This is a genomic window from Microbispora cellulosiformans (assembly GCF_008728085.1).
In the GTDB taxonomy this organism is placed as follows: domain Bacteria; phylum Actinomycetota; class Actinomycetes; order Streptosporangiales; family Streptosporangiaceae; genus Microbispora; species Microbispora amethystogenes.
This window is the reverse complement of the sequence record NZ_VYTZ01000007.1, coordinates 129,647-145,596: the sequence shown is the minus strand read 5'-3', so window position 1 is coordinate 145,596 and position 15,950 is coordinate 129,647. Positions and strand designations below refer to the sequence as shown.

Below are 15,950 nucleotides of genomic sequence, written 5' to 3'. Positions count from 1 at the left end.
TCTATGTTGTGGGGCACCAGTAGATGATGCATCATCTACAAGGCGACGAGGAAAGGGTTCCGATGACCACGACCAGGCTGACCCCCCGTGTGGACGTCCGCAGGGCGGCCGAGCGCTTCTCCACCCGCATCTCCTGGCTGGATTCCAGGCACTCGTTCTCGTTCGGCGGCCACCACGACCCCGGCAACACCCACCACGGCCTGCTGCTGGTGAACAACGACGACACCGTCCACCCGGGCACCGGGTTCGAGACGCACCCGCACCGGGACATGGAGATCGTCACCTGGGTGCTCCGGGGCTCCCTGGTCCACCAGGACTCCGAGGGCCACTCCGGGGTCATCTACCCGGGGCTCGCCCAGCGCATGAGCGCGGGCACCGGCATCCTGCACTCGGAGAAGAACGACTCCTGGCGGCTGACCGGCGGCGGCGCCCATGACGAGCCCGTCCACTTCGTCCAGATGTGGGTGGTCCCCGACGAGCCTGGCATCACCCCCGGGTACGAGCAGCTGGAGATCGAGGGCGACCTGCTGGCCGGCGGCCTGGTGCCGGTGGCCTCCGGCATGGACAAGCACGACGGCGCCGCGGCCATCCGGATCAAGAACCGGTACGCCGCGCTGTACGCCGCCCGCCTGGAGACCGGCCAGTCGGTGGAGCTGCCCGAGGCGCCGTTCCTGCACCTGTTCGTGCCCCGGGGCGCCGTCGCCCTGGAGGGTGCGGGCATGCTGGAGACCGGCGACGCCGTACGGTTCACCGCCACCGGCGGGCAGAAGGTCACCGCGACCGAGCCCGCCGAGATCCTCGTGTGGGAGATGCACGCGACCATCGCCGCGTGACTATCTGGGAAGGACAGACACCTGATGGAGCAGACAGACCCGAAGGTCGCCGACAACCCCGAGGCGCGCCGCTTCGAGATCACCGTTGACGGCGTCCTCGCCGGCTTCGCCGCCTACGGGCTCGACGGGCAGACGATCTCCTTCACCCACACCGAGATCGACTCCGCGTTCGAGGGCCGCGGCCTCGGCTCGACGCTGGTCCGCGCCGCGCTCGACGCCGCGCGCGACGCCGGGCTGTCGGTCCTGCCGTACTGCCCGTTCGTACGGCGGTACATCGCGCGGCACCGGGAGTACGTCGATCTGGTGCCGGCCGACCGGCGGGCCCGGTTCTCGCTGGACGGCGACGAGGCGGCCGGGTGACCGCCGGCCCGCTGAGCCGGGGGGAGGGGGAGCCCGCGCTCTACGGCGGTACGGTTCTCAATTGCAGCACGGGCGCCGCCGAGGCGATGCCGGAGAGCGTGCTCCTGCCCGGCCACGACGTGCCGCTCGGCCGGTACACGACGGTGCGCCGGCTGCTCCCGCAGCGCCCGCGCCGGATGGTCGGGGCGTGGTGCTTCGTGGACCACTTCGGCCCGGACGACGTGCGCGGCCGGCCGGGCATGCGGGTGCCGCCGCATCCGCACACCGGACTGCAGACGGTCACCTGGCTCGCCGAGGGCGAGATCCTGCACCGCGACAGCCTCGGCAACACCCAGCCGATCGTGCCGGGGCAGCTCAACCTGATGACCGCGGCCCACGGGATCGCCCACTCCGAACAGTCGCCGCCGGACCACCCGCCGGAGATGCACGGGCTGCAACTGTGGGTCGCGCTGCCGGAGGACGCCCGGCACGGCGAGGCGCGGTTCGAGCACCATGCCGCGCTGCCCGTGCTGCGCGACGGGAACGTCACGGTCACCGTCGTGGTGGGAGAGGTGGGAGCGGCCCGGTCGCCCGCGCGGGCGCACACCCCGCTGCTCGGGGCCGAGGTGCTGTTCGGCGGCCCCGGCCGGCACCGCCTGCCGGTCGACCCGGCCTTCGAGACGGCGGTGCTGGCCATGTCCGGCACGGCGGAGGTGGCCGGGGCGGCGCTGTCGCCCGGATCGCTGCTCTACCTCGGGCAGGGCCGTGCGGACGTGCCGCTGGAGACCACCGGGCCCGCGCGGCTGTTCGTCCTCGGCGGGACGCCGTTCGAGGAACCCCTGGTCATGTGGTGGAACTTCGTCGGCCGTACGCACGAGGAGATCGCGGCGGCCCGTGACGACTGGGCGCGCGGCGCCCGCTTCGGCGTCGTCCCGGGCGGCCAGGAGCCGCTGCCCGCGCCCGAGATGCCCACCGTACGGCTGAAGGCCCGCGACCGCCACGGCCACCGCCTGCCCTGACCCCTCCCGCAACCCGGCCGGTGGATCGGCCGCGAGGACCGGCGCCGCTTCGCGGAGCCGGTTTTTCGCGTGATGTGACGGATCACGGCGCGGGCCGGTGAGAAGTTCCGACTATCGGAACGCATGGTTCTACTTTGCGTGCTCATTAAGTAACTTTCCGCAGGGGAGACCGGCGCGCCGACGAGGAGGCCGACCATGACGGCGGAGATCGTGGACACGTCCATCACCGGCATCACCGGCCGGGTCCGGAGACGTGTCGACGAACTGCTGTCCGACTTCCTCGACGCGCGGCGCCCTCCGGTCGGCGACCATGACGTGGCCGAGGGATACCGCCTGCTGCGTGAGTTCGTGGTCAAGGGCGGCAAACGGGTCCGGCCTCTGCTGTGTTACTGGGGCTGGCGGGGCGCCGGCGGTGAAGAGCTTCGCGAGGCGGCGGTTGTTGCCACCGGCGCGGCGCTGGAGCTCTACCACGCCGGTCTCCTCATCCACGACGACCTCATGGACGGCAGCGAGCTGCGCCGGGGGCGTCCGACCATCCACCGGGGGCTCGCGCGGCCGGGGCGGTTCGGGGCGGCCGAGCAGTTCGGCCAGTCCGCGGCGATCCTCCTGGGCGTGCTCGCCCAGGCCTGGGCCGAGGAACTGCTCGCGGACGCCGGTCCCGCCGACGTGCGGGCCCGCGCGGCCCGCGACCTCTTCAACCGCATGCGCACCGAGGTCGTCACCGGTCAGTACCTCGACCTGCTGGCGCACGCGCGGGGCGACGACGGGGTCGAGCAGGCGCTCACGGTGATCCGGTACAAGACGGCGCGTTACACCGTGGAGCGGCCGCTGCAGATCGGCGCGGCGCTCGCCGGGGCCCCGCCGAGCCTGCTGGACGCCTACTCCCGGTTCGGCCTGCCGCTGGGGGAGGCGTTCCAGCTGCGCGACGACGTCCTCGGCGTCTTCGGCGACCCCTCGGTCACCGGCAAGCCCGTCCTCGACGACCTGCGCGAGGGAAAACGGACCGTGCTCATGGCGTACGCCTCCGCGCGGGCCCGCGGGCCGGAACGGGACCTGCTGCGCACCTGGCACGGCGATCCCGCCCTGGACGAGGCGCGCGCGGCGGAGCTGCGGCGGATCATCGTGGACACCGGCGCGCTCGACCGGGTCGAGGAGCTGATCACCCAGCGGACCGGCCAGGCGCTGGCGGCGCTGCGCGACTGCCCGATCACGCCGGAGGCGGCCGAGGCGCTCGCGGTGCTCACCGAGCGGCTCACGCGTCGCGTCCGGTGAGGCGCGCGAACGGCACACCCGCGTCGTCAGCGGCTTCCCGCACATCCCGCACCGGGGCCGGTCCGGCGGCTCGCGGCCCACCGGGGGCGCCCTTCCGACGCCTTCCCCTCCACCGCTCGGCGACGAGCACGACCTGTTAGCGGACAACCGGCCGCCGGCCGATCAGAAGATGGGTGATGTGCTGTGACCGAAACGACCCCGCAGACCAGCGCGCCGAACGACAGCAGGCTCAGCCTGAGCACCAGGGCCGCACGCAACCTGGCCACGACGACCAAGACCCCGCCGCAGATGCAGGAGATCACCTCCCGGCACCTGCTGCGCGTGCTGCCCTGGATCGAGGCCATAGGCGGCGTCTACCGGGTCAACCGCCGGCTGACCTACCAGGTGGCCGACGGGCGCGTGACGTTCGTCTCGACCGGCGCGGAGGTGCGGGTCATCTCCGCCGAGCTGTGCGAGCTGCCGGCACTGCGGGGGTTCGGCGACGCCGACGTGCTGGCGTCGCTGGGCGACCTGTTCACGCAGCGGGAGTACGAGGCGGGGCAGGTCATCGCGGCGGCGGGGGCTCCGATGGAGGAGGTCGTGCTGCTGGCGCACGGCAAGGTCGACAAGATCGGTGAGGGGGCGTACGGCAACGAGACTCTGCTGGGAGTGCTGGCCGACGGGGAGTACGTCGGCGAGCAGATGCTGGTGCATCCCGACGCGCGGTGGGAGTGGACGGTGCGGACGGTGACGCCCTGCACGGTGCTCGCCCTCACCAGGGACGCCTTCGAGCGCCTGCTGGCGTTGTCGGAGAGCCTGCGCGAGCACGTGTCGGCGTACCGGGAGGACCCGGACGGCCCGGTGAACCGGTACGGGGAGGCGGAGATCGCGCTGGCGGCGGGGCATGTGGGTGAGGCGACGCTGCCGGGGACGTTCGTGGACTACGAGCTGGGGCCGCGTGAGTATGAGCTGAGTGTGGCGCAGACGATTCTGCGGGTGCATTCGCGGGTGGCGGATCTGTACAACGAGCCGATGAACCAGACCGAGCAGCAGTTGCGGCTGACGATCGAGGCGTTGCGGGAGCGGCAGGAGCACGAGCTGGTCAACAACCGCGATTTCGGGTTGTTGCACAACGCCGATCTCAAGCAGCGCATCCACACCCGGTCGGGCCCGCCCACCCCCGACGACCTCGACGAACTGCTGACCACGGTCTGGAAGAACCCGACCGTCATGTTCGCCCATCCCAAGGCGATCGCGGCCTTCGCCCGGCAGTGCAACAGCCGGGGCATCTATCCGCAGACCGTGGAGTTCAACGGCCAGAAGGCGCCCGCCTGGCGCGGGGTCCCGCTGCTGCCGTGCAACAAGATCCCCGTCAACGGCCAGGGCGTCAGCTCGATCATGGTCATGCGCCTGGGGGAGAAGGACCAGGGCGTCGTCGGGCTGCGCCGCACGGGCCTCGTGGACGAGTACGAGCCCGGGCTGTCGGTGCGCTTCATGGGCATCGACGACAAGGCGATCATCTCCTACCTCGTCACCACCTACTACTCGGCGGCCGTGCTGGTCCCCGACGCCCTCGGCATCCTGGAGAGCGTCGAGGTCCTGTGATGTCCTCCTACCGGCTGCCGGACTTCTACCTCCCGTATCCGCCGAGGCTGAACCCGCACGTCGAGACCGCCCGCACGCACACCCGCGGCTGGGCGGGGCAGATGGGGATGCTGGACGACCCGGACATCTGGACCGAGGAGTCGCTCGACGCGATGGACTACGGCCTGATGTGCGCCTACACCCACCCCGACTGCTCCGCCCCCGAGCTGGATCTGGTCACTGACTGGTACGTCTGGGTCTTCTTCTTCGACGACCACTTCCTGGAGACCTTCAAGCGCGGCAGGGATCTCGGCGGTGCCCAGGAGTACCTCGACCGGCTCGACGCGTTCATGTCGGACGACCCGCCCGAGGCGGCCAACCCGGTGGAGCGGGGGCTGGCCGACCTGTGGCCCCGGACCGTGCCCGCCATGTCGGCGGCGTGGCGGCGGCGGTTCGTCCGGGTCACCCGGGATCTGCTCCAGGAGTCGATGTGGGAGTTGTTCCACATCGAGCGGGACGCCGTCTCCAACCCCATCGAGTACATCGAGGAACGCCGGAAGGTCGGCGGCGCCCCGTGGTCGGCGGCGCTGGTCGAGCACGCGGCGGGCGCGGAGCTTCCGGCCCGGCTGGCCGGATCCCGGCCGATCCGGGTGCTGACGCAGTCGTTCGCCGACTCCGTGCACCTGCGCAACGACCTGTTCTCCTACGAGCGGGAGGTGCGGGAGGAGGGTGAGCTGTCCAACTGCGTGCTGGTCTGCGAGCGCTTCTTCGGCTGCGACACCGAACGGGCCGTGGAGATCACCAACGACCTGCTCACGTCGCGGCTGCACCAGTTCGAGCACACCGCCCTGACCGAACTGCCGGCGCTCTTCGCCGACGAGGCGGTCTCGCCGCCCGAGCAGGGGCTCGTCCTCCGGTACGCCAAGGGGCTGCAGGACTGGCAGGCGGGCGGCCACGCCTGGCACTCGGCCTCCAGTCGCTACACCAAGAACGGCGGACAGGCGGGGATCTTCGGGATGAACGTCTCCCGCGCCCATGTCACGGGTGCGGGCGGCCTGCGCAACCACACCCACCGGCCCTTCGCGGAGGCCGACGTGCGGCTGCCCGAGCCGTACATGCCGTTCGAGGTGCGCGACAACCCGCACCTGGACGCGGCGCGCGCGGCCGACCTGGAGTGGTGTGCGGCGATGGGCTTCTTCGACGGGGTTCCGGGCATCCCGGCGACCGCCGTGTGGGACGAACGGCGGCTCGCCGGATTCGACCTGGCCCTGTGCGCGTCCGGCATCACCCCGGACGCCACCGCCGACGAGCTCGTCCTGGCCACCAACTGGCTGGCCTGGGGGACGTACGGCGACGACTACTATCCCCGGGTCTTCGGCGCGGCGCGTGACCTGGTCGGCGCGAAGCTCCTGAACCGGCGGCTCAAGGAGCTCATGCCGCTGGACCTCGTCCCGCGGCTGACCCCGCTGACCGGGCTGGAACGCGGGCTCGCCGACCTGTGGCCGCGCACCGCCGGGCCACTGCCGCCCGGCTCCCGCGAGATCTTCCGCACGTCGGTGGAGGAGATGATCGACAGCTGGGTGTGGGAGCTGGCCAACGAGGCCCAGCACCGGGTGCCCGACCCCGTCGACTACCTGGAGATGCGGCGCGCGACCTTCGGCTCGGGGATGACGATGAGTCTCGCCAGGCTCGCGCCGGGCCGGGTCATCCCGGAGGAGATCATCCTGACCCGGGAGTTCCTCGGCATGACCGACGCCGCGCAGGACTACGCGTGCCTGCTCAACGACCTGTTCTCCTACCGCAAGGAGATCCGGTACGAGGGCGAGCTGCACAACGCGGTCCTGGTGATGTCCACATTCCTGGACTGCCCGCCGCAGGAGGGCGTGACGGTGGTGGACGGGCTCATGACGAGCCGGATGAGGCAGTTCGAGCACATCACCACCGTCGACCTGCCCGCGCTGCTCGACCGGATCGACGCGGGCGAGGCCGTACGGGAGTCGGTCGCGGCGTACGTGACCGATCTGCGCAACTGGATGGCCGCCATCCTGCGCTGGCACCAACGGTCCCGGCGCTATCTCGACGAGGAACTGCGCGCGGGTCCGGTGGCCCGGTGGACCCAGGGCCCGACCGGCCTCGGCACCGCCACCGCGAGGATCGGCTCCCTCGCGTCCGCGTACGGCGGGCCCGCCGGGGACGGCGTCGCGCCCGCGCCCGTGCTCCACCTCACGGCGGGTGCGTCGTGAGCGCGCCGCTCGGGCCCGATGGCGCGTCGCGGCTGGCCCTGAGCACCAGGGCCGCGCGCACCCTGGCGACCACCACCAAGACCCCGCCGCAGATGCGCGAGATCACCCCCCGCCACCTGCTGCGGGTGCTCCCGTGGATCGACGTCCAGGGCGGGGTCTACCGGGTCAACCGGCGGCTGACCTACACCCCGGGAGACGGGCGGGTGACGTTCGTCTCGACCGGGGCCGAGGTGCGGGTGATCCCGGCCGAGCTGTGCGAACTGCCGTCTTTGCACGGGTACGCCGACGCGGACGTGCTGGCCGCCCTGGCGGACCGGTTCGTGCAGCACGAACTGGAACCGGACGAACCGGTGCCCGCCGGTCAGGTGGTCCTGGTCGCCCACGGCAAGATCGCCTGTGTCGGCGTCGGCGAGTACGGCGGTGAGACGCTGCTCCGGGTCGTCGCCGACGGGGATCACCTCGGCGATCTCACCGGCCCGGCGGCGGCCCCCGCGAAGGCGCTCACCCGGTGCATCGTGCTCGTGCTCGAACGGCCGGTGGTCGAAGAGCTGACCGAGCGCTCCGGCAGCCTGCGGGAGCAGCTGAACCGTCCCGCGGCCGGCCGCCCGGTGAACCGGTACGGGGAGGCGGAGATCGCGCTGGCGGCGGGGCATGTGGGTGAGGCGACGCTGCCGGGGACGTTCGTGGACTACGAGCTGGGGCCGCGTGAGTATGAGCTGAGTGTGGCGCAGACGATTCTGCGGGTGCATTCGCGGGTGGCGGATCTGTACAACGAGCCGATGAACCAGACCGAGCAGCAGTTGCGGCTGACGATCGAGGCGTTGCGGGAGCGGCAGGAGCACGAGCTGGTCAACAACCGCGATTTCGGGTTGTTGCACAACGCCGATCTCAAGCAGCGCATCCACACCCGGTCGGGCCCGCCCACCCCCGACGACCTCGACGAACTGCTGTCCCGCCGGCGCAGCTCGCACTACTTCCTGGCCCATCCCCGTGCCATCGCCGCCTTCGGCCGCCAGTGCACCGCCCGGAGCCTGTATCCGGACGTCACCGAGGCCGGCGGTGCGAAGGTCATGGCGTGGCGGGGGGTTCCGATCCTGCCCTGCGACAAGATCCCCGTCACCGACCGCGGGCTCACCTCGATCCTGGTGATGCGCACCGGAACCGAGAAACAGGGGGTCGTCGGGCTGCGCCGCACCGGGCTGCCGGACGAGTACGAGCCCGGGCTGTCGGTGCGCTTCACCGGCATCGACGACAAGGCGGTCATCTCCTACCTCGTGACCACCTATCACTCCGCGGCCGTGCTGGTGCCCGACGCTCTCGGCGTCCTGGAAAGCGTGGAGGTCGGCTGAACGCCGCCGCCCTCCACGGCCGCCGTCCGCCCTCGCCGGAAACCGCCGCACGTGCGCGGCGCTCCGGCTAGGGTGGCCGCTGGCCGATCAAGAACTGCTCTTCTGAATGCGACGGCGGAGGTCTGTGATCGTGCTGATGGAACGGTCCGGCAGGGCGGAGACGGCGTCGGCTCTGGGCAGCCTGGAGCGCGGGATCGCGATTCTCTTCTGCCTGGCCGTCGGCATGAGACCGATGAACCTCACCCAGGTGCACCGTTCGACCGGGTTCTCGAAGACGACCACGCATCGCCTGCTCGGCGTCCTGCAGGGACGCGGCCTCGTCACCCGCAGGGGCGGCGACTACACGGTCGACGGCCGCTTCGCCGAACTGCTGACGCCGCGTGGCTGGCCCGTGCAGGGCCGCCGGGTGCCGGACTGCCGCCGGGCGGTCCTGCCATACCTGCTCCAGCTGTACGAGGCCACCCGCCAGACGGTCAATCTCGCCGTGCCCGACCGCGGCGAGGTCGCGTACGTCGAACGGCTGTACGGGCACAACCGCGTCACGTCACCCTCGGACGGCCTCGACCGCGCCCCGCTCCACTGCACGGCCGCGGGCAAGGCGTTGCTCGCGCATGACGCCGCACTGCGGAAGGCCTTCTACGCCGGTCCCGCACCCCGGCGGATGACGGGCCGTACGGTGACCGGCCCGGCCGCGCTGGAACGCGAACTCGCGGCCGTACGGGTCGAGGGCGTGAGCTACGCGCGGGAGGAGTTCGCCGAGGGGATCTGCTGCGCCGCCGCGCCCGTCTTCGGGCCGGACGGACGGGTGTGCATGGCCGTCTCCGTCGCGGCCCCGGCGGGCGCCGCGGCGCTGCCGCGGCTGGGCCCGGCCGTGCGCAGGACCGCCCACCAGATCACCGAAGTCCTGGGCACGATCCTGGCGCCCGGACCTGAGCGCACCGGGCCCGTGTTCGGCCGTGTGCCGGCTCCCACCGGGAACGCCCGCAGGACGGCCGTACGGCAGTAGACGGCGAACGCGGCCGGTTGCGTTTACCGGTGCCGGGGGAGAGTCTTCGATGCCGGTGTGACCTGCGGAGACAGTCGTGAGGCGCGGCCGCCGGCGCATTCGGGGCGCGACAGGGAGCGGGTGTCATGCGGGGTGCATCGGGGGCGTTCGTCCTCGCCGGGAGGATCGGCCTCGTCGCCGTGCCGGCGATCGTGCTGTCGACGGCGTGCGGAGCATCGGAGCCGGGGACGCGTTCACGGCCCGAGGCCACGCCCGCCGCCGTGTCCACCACCATGTCCACCACGGTCCCGGTGCCGTCGGCCACCCCCGCCCCGGCGGCCCTTCCGGCCGCCGCCGATCCGGAGGCGTGCCGGAACGCCGACTGCGAGGTGGAGGTCCGCCAGGGAGACCGGCTGCGGCTCGACGCCGCCACCGGCCTGGACGCGCTCACGGTGGCCGCCCTAGACCAGGGCGTGGTGCGCCTGCGCTTCGAGGGCTCCTCCGGCGGCTACCGGGTCGAGGGCATGAACGTCGGGGTCAGCCAGGACTGCGTCAACGGCCGCTGCCGGACCAGGGGAGCGCTGACGCTGACCATGGACCGGCCCGCCCGCATCGGCGACATCCACCTCCGGCTGACGAGCGTGCGGCCCGACGAGGCGGTCCTGGCGATCTCGCCGTCCTAGCGGGCCCTCCGCCGGGCCGGCCGCCGAGCCAGCCACGGAGGGCGGTCACGCGACGGCCCCCACCCGGCCCTGCCCGTGCCCGGAGAGCCGTGCCAGGGAGGGCGGCGCGGCTTTGGAAACCCCCAGCCTCCGTTAACCAGCAGGCCACCCCGCCTCCTTACGGTCGTGGCCATGCCATGGAAGAGCAAGGTCAACGCCGCCGTCGAAGGGATGACCGGTTACGTCATCACCCGGGCCCGCCCGCGTCCCGCACAGGTCCAGCCGCCGCGGGACGAGCCCAGACCACCCGCCGACCCGGAGATCGACCGTCTCCTCCGCGCGCCGGTGTTCGTGCTCTCCCCGGTCAGGTCCGGCTCCACGCTCTTCCGGGTGCTGCTGAACAGCCATTCCAGAATCCACGCGCCACACGAACTGCACGTCCGGCGGATCGCCGTGACCCTCACCACCGAGCCCGTACGGCAGGCCATGGAGGCGGCCGGGCACAGTACGAGCGACATCGAGCACATCCTGTGGGACCGTCTGCTGCACCGGGAGCTGGTCAGAAGCGGCAAGGAGATCGTCGTCGACAAGACACCCAGCAACGTGTTCGCCCACCGCCGCATCACGACGTGCTGGCCGGACGCCCGGTTCGTCTACCTGCTGCGCCATCCCGCCTCGATCGTCCGGTCCTGGCACGAAGCCGATCCGCAGGCGCGGCCCGTCGAGGAGGCCGTACGGCACACGCTGCAGTACATGCGCTATCTGGAGGAGTCGAGGCGCAGGCACGAGGGGCTGGTCGTCCGGTACGAGAGCCTGGTCGACGACACGGAAGGCGAGTTGCGCCGGGTCTGCGCCTGGCTCGGTGTCGAGTACGAGCCCGAGATGATCCGCTACGGCGACAAGGACCACGGCGAGTTCGTGAAGGGCATCGGCGACTGGCGCGACAAGATTCGCAGCGGGCGGGTGCAGCGCGGCCGTCCGCTGCCCCCTCCCGAAGAGGTGGCCGAGCCGCTGCGGGAGATCGCGGCGGCCTGGGGCTACCTCTGACCTGGACCGGGACGCATGGCGCGGCTCCCCTCACGCCTCCGGAGCGTGAGCGCACCCGATCTGACCGGGAGCGTCAGCAGGAGTGAATGTTTCAGCAAGAGGTGCTCCGCCCGCGGCATGGGGTGCGATGCCGGATGAGGTGGTGAAACGGCTCGTTCGCGGCGTACCTATCCGGGGAGCGGCCCGGCCGCGTCCTTGACGCGCCGCTTCGCGTCGTATTGGCTCCGCTGCTGCACCACCATCGGCCCAGGAGCGGAGAGACCCGAGGCTGTTAACGCTCACAACCCCACGCTCTGTGCTGGACCGGCGCGTGCGCACGTTCGCAGTTCGGGATCGGATCTCTCTGGAGGGCTGACATGAAACCGCCCAATACCGGGACGGAACGGCATCGGACCCGCGCGCGGGGACCGGCCACGGCCCTGGCCGCCATCGCCGCCGCCACCGCCGTCGCGCTCAACCTCGCGATCCCCGCTCAGGCGGCCTCGACGTTGAAGGCCGCGGCGGAGGCCAGGGGGAGGTACTTCGGCACCGCGCTGACACGGGGAGACCTCGGTATCAGCGCCGAGGTCAACCTCGCCGCGGCCCAGTTCGACATGGTGACCCCCGGCAACGAGATGAAGTGGGACGCCACCGAGCCGTCCAAGGGCTCGTTCAACTTCGGGTCGGGTGACCAGATCGTCTCCTTCGCCCAGTCGCACGGCATGCGGGTGCGCGGGCACAACCTGGTGTGGCACGCCCAGCTGCCCGCGTGGGTCGGCGGCGTGCCGCTCAACCAGGTCCAGGGTGTGATGGAGAACCACATCACCACCGAGGCCACCCACTACAGGGGAAAGGTCTACGCCTGGGACGTCGTCAACGAGCCGTACAACGAGGACGGCACGCTGCGCCAGGACGTGTTCTACAAGGCGATGGGCTCCGGCTACATCGCCGCCGCGCTGCGGGCCGCGCACGCCGCCGACCCGAACGCCAAGCTGTACATCAACGACTACAACATCGAGGGCATCAACGCCAAGAGCAACGGGCTCTACTCGCTCGCGCAGTCGCTGCTGGCCCAGGGCGTCCCCTTGCACGGCATCGGGTTGGAGAGCCACTTCATCGTCGGCCAGGTGCCGTCGTCCCTGCAGGCGAACATGGAGCGGTTCGCCGCCCTGGGCCTGGACGTCGCCATCACCGAGCTCGACGACCGCATCCAGATGCCGGCGGACAGTTCCGAGCTGCAGCAGCAGGGCACCGACTACGGCAGGGTCGTGAACGCCTGCCTGGCGGTTCCCCGCTGCGTGGGCGTGTCGCAGTGGGGCGTGGACGACGGCCACACCTGGATTCCCGGGACGTTCCCCGGCTACGGCGCTCCCATGATGTGGGACTCCAGCTATCAGCCCAAGCCCGCCTACCAGGCGGCCCTGAGCGCGCTCAACAGCGGCACCTCGTCGCCTTCGCAGTCGCCTTCGCAGTCGCCGTCACAGTCGCCCTTGTCCTCCCCGTCGTCCTCGCCGTCGTCTCCGGTTCCGGGGGCGTGCTCAGCGACGATCAAGACGATCAACAGCTGGGGCGGCGGGTTCCAGTCCGAGGTGACGGTGCGGGCGGGCAGCTCGGCGGTCAACGGCTGGACCGTGAAGTGGGCCTGGCCCGGCGGCCAGTCCATCAGCAGCCTGTGGAACGGCGTGTCCAGCGGTTCCGGCTCGTCGGTGACCGTCCGCAACGAGTCCTACAACGGCTCGGTCGCGGCGGGCGCGTCCACGACGTTCGGCTTCACCGCCAACGGCGCCGCGGCCACCCCCACCGCCACCTGCACCAGCCCCTGACCCTGTCACGGGACAGACCTGTGCCGGGCCGGCACCCCCGGCCCGGCACATGGCCGAGACGGCGGCGTACGGCGTGCGGAACTGTCGGTAAGCGTCCGTACGATGTCCCGCATGACCGGGCATGAATTCACGCTCACCGCCACCGGCCCGTTCGACTTCGGCGCGACGCTCCGCTTCGTCGAGGACTGGCCGGCCACCAGCGGGCTGCCCTCCGACGGCCGGACGCTGCGCTTCGCCTACTGCGCCGAGGCCGACTGGCTGCCGATCGGCGTGACGGTCACCGCCGCGCCGGGCGGGGTCGCCGTACGGACGACCAGGGCCGCGGGGCCGGATGTCCGGGGTGAGGTGGCCCGCATCCTGTCCCTCGACGTGGACGGCTCGGGCTTCGCCGAGATCGGCGAGTCCGACCCGGTGCTCGGTGAGTTGCAGCGCCGCAGTCCCGGCCTGCGGCCGCTGTGCTTCTGGAGCCCGTGGGAGGCCGCCTGCTGGGCGGTGATCGTGCAGCGCTCGTCGATGCTCGTCGCCTCCCGGCTCAAACAGCGCATCGCGGAGCGGTACGGCGCCACGGTCGATCTGGACGGCCGGGCGTACGCCGCCTTCCCGCCGCCCGTGTCGCTGCTGAACGCCGACGGGCTCGGCCTGCCCGAGCAGAAGGAGGAGTGGCTGCGCGGCCTGGCCCGCGCGGCGCTCGACGGCGTGCTGACCACCGAGCACCTGCGCGCGCTCGACCCGCCTGAGGCGCTGGCCGAGCTTCGCGCCCTGCCCGGCGTGGGGCCGTTCTCCGCGGGTCTGATCCTGATCAGGGGCGCGGGCGCGCCCGACGCGTTCCCGGGCGACGAACCGCGCCTGTTCGCGATCCTCCGCGAGGCGTACGAACTGCCGCCGGACGCCCCGGCGAGCGCGTACCGGAAGGTCGCCGACGCCTGGCGGCCCTACCGCTCGTGGGCCTCGTTCCTGTTCCGGTCGTCGGCGTACGGAGTCAGGGAAGACCAGCGGGCGGGTGCCGCGGCCGCCCAGGCGGGAAAGGACGTCAGAGCCAGCCTTTCTCCTGGGCGGCGCGGATCGCGGTGATCCGGTTGGTCGCGCCGAGCTTGGCGATGGCGCTGGACAGGTAGTTGCGCACCGTGCCCTCGGTCAGGTGCAGCGCCGTGGCGATCTGCCGCACCGACGCGCCCTCGGCCGCCAGCGCCAGCGCGCCGCGCTCGCGGTCGGTCAGCGGGTTGTCGCCCGCCATCATCGCCGATGCCGCCATCTCCGGGTCGAGGTAGCGCCCTCCGGCGTGCACCTTGCGGATGGCCGTGGCCAGTTCGTCGGCCGAGGCGTCCTTGGGGATGAAGCCGCGCACCCCGGCGGCCAGCGCCCGCCGCAGATATCCCGGCCGCCCGAAGCTGCTCAAGATGATCATCGCTTGGCCCGGGAGCCCCTCGGCGGCGGTGAGACCGTCCATCCCGGGCATCTCGATGTCCAGCACCACGACGTCGGGCCGGTGCTCCCGTACGGCCGGGGCCACCTCGTCGCCCCGGCTCACCTGGGCGACGACCTCCAGGTCGGGCTCCAGCCCGAGCAGGGTGGCGATCGCGCCGCGGATCAGATGTTCGTCGTCGGCGAGGAGGATACGGATCATCGGGTCGCTCATCGGGCCACCGCCTCGGTGAGGACGTGCGCGCGGTCGGTCGCCGGTACGACGGCCCGAAGGACGAACTCGCCCGAACCGGTCGGCCGGGCGGTCAGGCTGCCGCCGGCCGCGGCGAGCCGCTCGCTCAGGCCGATGAGACCGGTGCCGCCGTCGGCGGCGCTCTGTTCGCCGACCCCGTCGTTCACCATCTCCAGCACCGCCGTCCCGCCGGTCAGCCTCAGCGTGACGCGGGACCGGGTCGCGGCGCTGTGCCGCAGCGTGTTGGTGGCGCCCTCCCTGACCACCCACGCGAGCAGCGTGGCCGCCTCGCCCGGCGGTGTCCGCTCCGGCAGGTCGAGAGTGCACCGGATGTTCGCCGCCTCCAGCACGGCCCGCACGCTGCCCAGCTCGGCGGAAAGATCGATGGCGCGGTAGCCCCGCACGGCCTCCCGGATCTCCTTCAAGGCGTCCTTGGCCAGCCCGCGCACCGCCGTCATCTCCTCGGTCGCCTGGTCGGGGGCGGCGCGGGCGAGCTTGACCGCGAGCTCGCTCTTGACCGCGATGGCGGAGAGGCTGTGGCCGACCAGATCGTGCAGGTCCCGGGCGAACCGGAGGCGTTCCTCGGTCACGGCGAGCTCGGCCTGCGCCTTCCTGCCCTCGTCGACCTGGATGATCATGCGGTAGATCCACAGCCAGAGCCGGTTGCTGTAGGGGAGCAGCGCCAGCATCGGCAGATAGAAGAAGAGGTCGGTGCGCTGATCGCCGACGCCGGGAAGCAACAGGAAGTCGAGCGCGACGTAGACACCCGCGGCGCCCGCCGTCAGCGCGACGGCGGTCCGCGCGCTCACCCCGAGCACCGCCACCGCGGTCCACGTCGTGGTCAGCGTGCTCCAGGAGAAGGGCAACATCGCGGAAGCGACCCCGGGCACATCCGCCACGAGGACCGCCCCGAGGACCATCATCGTCAGGGCGAGCGCGCCGGAGACGACGACCTCGCGTACGGCGGGCCGGCCGTCGACGGCGGCGCGGACGACGCGGAGGAACAGCCAGCTGAAGACCGGGAGACCGACGGCCACGAGGACGAGACGGCTCCAGCCGACCCCGCCCTCCGTCCTGATCTCCACCACGATCTGGATCACCGGGCCGAGCCACGCGAACACCAATTCGAGGGCCAAGGTCCAGAAGGTGATGTGACGCGCCCGCTTGATCCCGGCGTTCATG

14 protein-coding genes are annotated in these 15,950 nt (G+C 71.8%); 12 read left to right on the top strand and 2 right to left on the bottom strand.

Translation table 11 applies throughout. From position 1 onward, the window contains the following. The first annotated feature begins 62 nt into the window (after positions 1-62). From F5972_RS20475 to F5972_RS20420, 12 genes are all read left to right on the top strand, one after another. Complete coding sequence (locus tag F5972_RS20475) at positions 63-833, top strand: pirin family protein (protein ID WP_150935203.1); 771 nt, start codon at positions 63-65, stop codon at positions 831-833. 24 nt (positions 834-857) lie between these two features. Beyond that, positions 858-1,193, top strand: coding sequence for a GNAT family N-acetyltransferase (locus tag F5972_RS20470; protein WP_150935202.1), 336 nt, complete (start codon positions 858-860; stop codon positions 1,191-1,193). After that, positions 1,190-2,191, top strand: a complete 1,002-nt coding sequence (locus F5972_RS20465) for a pirin family protein (RefSeq protein ID WP_225311685.1) — start codon at positions 1,190-1,192, stop codon at positions 2,189-2,191. The genes F5972_RS20470 and F5972_RS20465 overlap by 4 nt, the downstream gene beginning before the upstream one ends. Positions 2,192-2,386: 195 nt before the next feature. Then, on the top strand, positions 2,387-3,463 hold the full coding sequence (locus F5972_RS20460) for a polyprenyl synthetase family protein (RefSeq protein WP_150935201.1): 1,077 nt from the start codon (positions 2,387-2,389) through the stop codon (positions 3,461-3,463). Positions 3,464-3,646: 183 nt separating this feature from the next. Continuing rightward, positions 3,647-5,047 carry a family 2B encapsulin nanocompartment shell protein gene (locus F5972_RS20455; RefSeq protein ID WP_225311684.1) on the top strand — a complete coding sequence of 467 codons (1,401 nt, stop codon included), beginning with the start codon at positions 3,647-3,649 and terminating at the stop codon, positions 5,045-5,047. Continuing rightward, the gene (locus F5972_RS20450) at positions 5,047-7,269 is read left to right on the top strand and encodes a terpene synthase family protein (protein ID WP_225311683.1); all 2,223 of its coding nucleotides are present in this window, start codon (positions 5,047-5,049) and stop codon (positions 7,267-7,269) included. The genes F5972_RS20455 and F5972_RS20450 overlap by 1 nt, the downstream gene beginning before the upstream one ends. Beyond that, positions 7,266-8,618, top strand: coding sequence for a family 2B encapsulin nanocompartment shell protein (locus F5972_RS20445; RefSeq protein ID WP_150935200.1), 1,353 nt, complete (start codon positions 7,266-7,268; stop codon positions 8,616-8,618). The genes F5972_RS20450 and F5972_RS20445 overlap by 4 nt, the downstream gene beginning before the upstream one ends. Positions 8,619-8,742: 124 nt before the next feature. After that, positions 8,743-9,624, top strand: a complete 882-nt coding sequence (locus tag F5972_RS20440) for an IclR family transcriptional regulator (RefSeq protein WP_191910234.1) — start codon at positions 8,743-8,745, stop codon at positions 9,622-9,624. 125 nt (positions 9,625-9,749) lie between these two features. Then, positions 9,750-10,286 carry a hypothetical protein gene (locus tag F5972_RS20435; RefSeq protein ID WP_150935198.1) on the top strand — a complete coding sequence of 179 codons (537 nt, stop codon included), beginning with the start codon at positions 9,750-9,752 and terminating at the stop codon, positions 10,284-10,286. Between the two features lie 171 nt (positions 10,287-10,457). Continuing rightward, entirely contained in the window at positions 10,458-11,312 is an 855-nt protein-coding gene (locus F5972_RS20430; protein ID WP_150935197.1) for a sulfotransferase family protein, read from the top strand. 356 nt (positions 11,313-11,668) lie between these two features. Next, a complete protein-coding gene (locus tag F5972_RS20425) occupies positions 11,669-13,114 on the top strand; it encodes an endo-1,4-beta-xylanase (protein ID WP_150935196.1) in 1,446 nt (481 codons plus the stop codon). Between the two features lie 111 nt (positions 13,115-13,225). Then, positions 13,226-14,185 carry a DNA-3-methyladenine glycosylase family protein gene (locus tag F5972_RS20420; RefSeq protein ID WP_191910233.1) on the top strand — a complete coding sequence of 320 codons (960 nt, stop codon included), beginning with the start codon at positions 13,226-13,228 and terminating at the stop codon, positions 14,183-14,185. On the opposite strand, the gene F5972_RS20415 is transcribed toward F5972_RS20420, so the two are convergent. Both F5972_RS20415 and F5972_RS20410 read right to left on the bottom strand, forming a co-directional pair. Then, positions 14,145-14,738, bottom strand: coding sequence for a response regulator transcription factor (locus F5972_RS20415; protein WP_150935195.1), 594 nt, complete (start codon positions 14,736-14,738; stop codon positions 14,145-14,147). The genes F5972_RS20420 and F5972_RS20415 overlap by 41 nt on opposite strands. 8 nt (positions 14,739-14,746) lie before the next feature. Continuing rightward, positions 14,747-15,949 carry a sensor histidine kinase gene (locus tag F5972_RS20410; RefSeq protein WP_150935194.1) on the bottom strand — a complete coding sequence of 401 codons (1,203 nt, stop codon included), beginning with the start codon at positions 15,947-15,949 and terminating at the stop codon, positions 14,747-14,749. Position 15,950 lies beyond the last annotated feature (1 nt).

Excerpts from the sequence above, each read along its gene's own strand:
- F5972_RS20475 (WP_150935203.1), top strand. The coding sequence starts at position 63 with ATGACCACGACCAGGCTGACCCCCCGTGTGGACGTCCGCAGGGCGGCC.
- F5972_RS20470 (WP_150935202.1), top strand. The coding sequence starts at position 858 with ATGGAGCAGACAGACCCGAAGGTCGCCGACAACCCCGAGGCGCGCCGC.
- F5972_RS20460 (WP_150935201.1), top strand. The coding sequence starts at position 2,387 with ATGACGGCGGAGATCGTGGACACGTCCATCACCGGCATCACCGGCCGG.
- F5972_RS20450 (WP_225311683.1), top strand. The coding sequence starts at position 5,047 with ATGTCCTCCTACCGGCTGCCGGACTTCTACCTCCCGTATCCGCCGAGG.
- F5972_RS20435 (WP_150935198.1), top strand. The coding sequence starts at position 9,750 with ATGCGGGGTGCATCGGGGGCGTTCGTCCTCGCCGGGAGGATCGGCCTC.
- F5972_RS20430 (WP_150935197.1), top strand. The coding sequence starts at position 10,458 with ATGCCATGGAAGAGCAAGGTCAACGCCGCCGTCGAAGGGATGACCGGT.
- F5972_RS20425 (WP_150935196.1), top strand. The coding sequence starts at position 11,669 with ATGAAACCGCCCAATACCGGGACGGAACGGCATCGGACCCGCGCGCGG.
- F5972_RS20420 (WP_191910233.1), top strand. The coding sequence starts at position 13,226 with ATGACCGGGCATGAATTCACGCTCACCGCCACCGGCCCGTTCGACTTC.
- F5972_RS20415 (WP_150935195.1), bottom strand. The coding sequence starts at position 14,738 with ATGATCCGTATCCTCCTCGCCGACGACGAACATCTGATCCGCGGCGCG.
- F5972_RS20410 (WP_150935194.1), bottom strand. The coding sequence starts at position 15,949 with ATGAACGCCGGGATCAAGCGGGCGCGTCACATCACCTTCTGGACCTTG.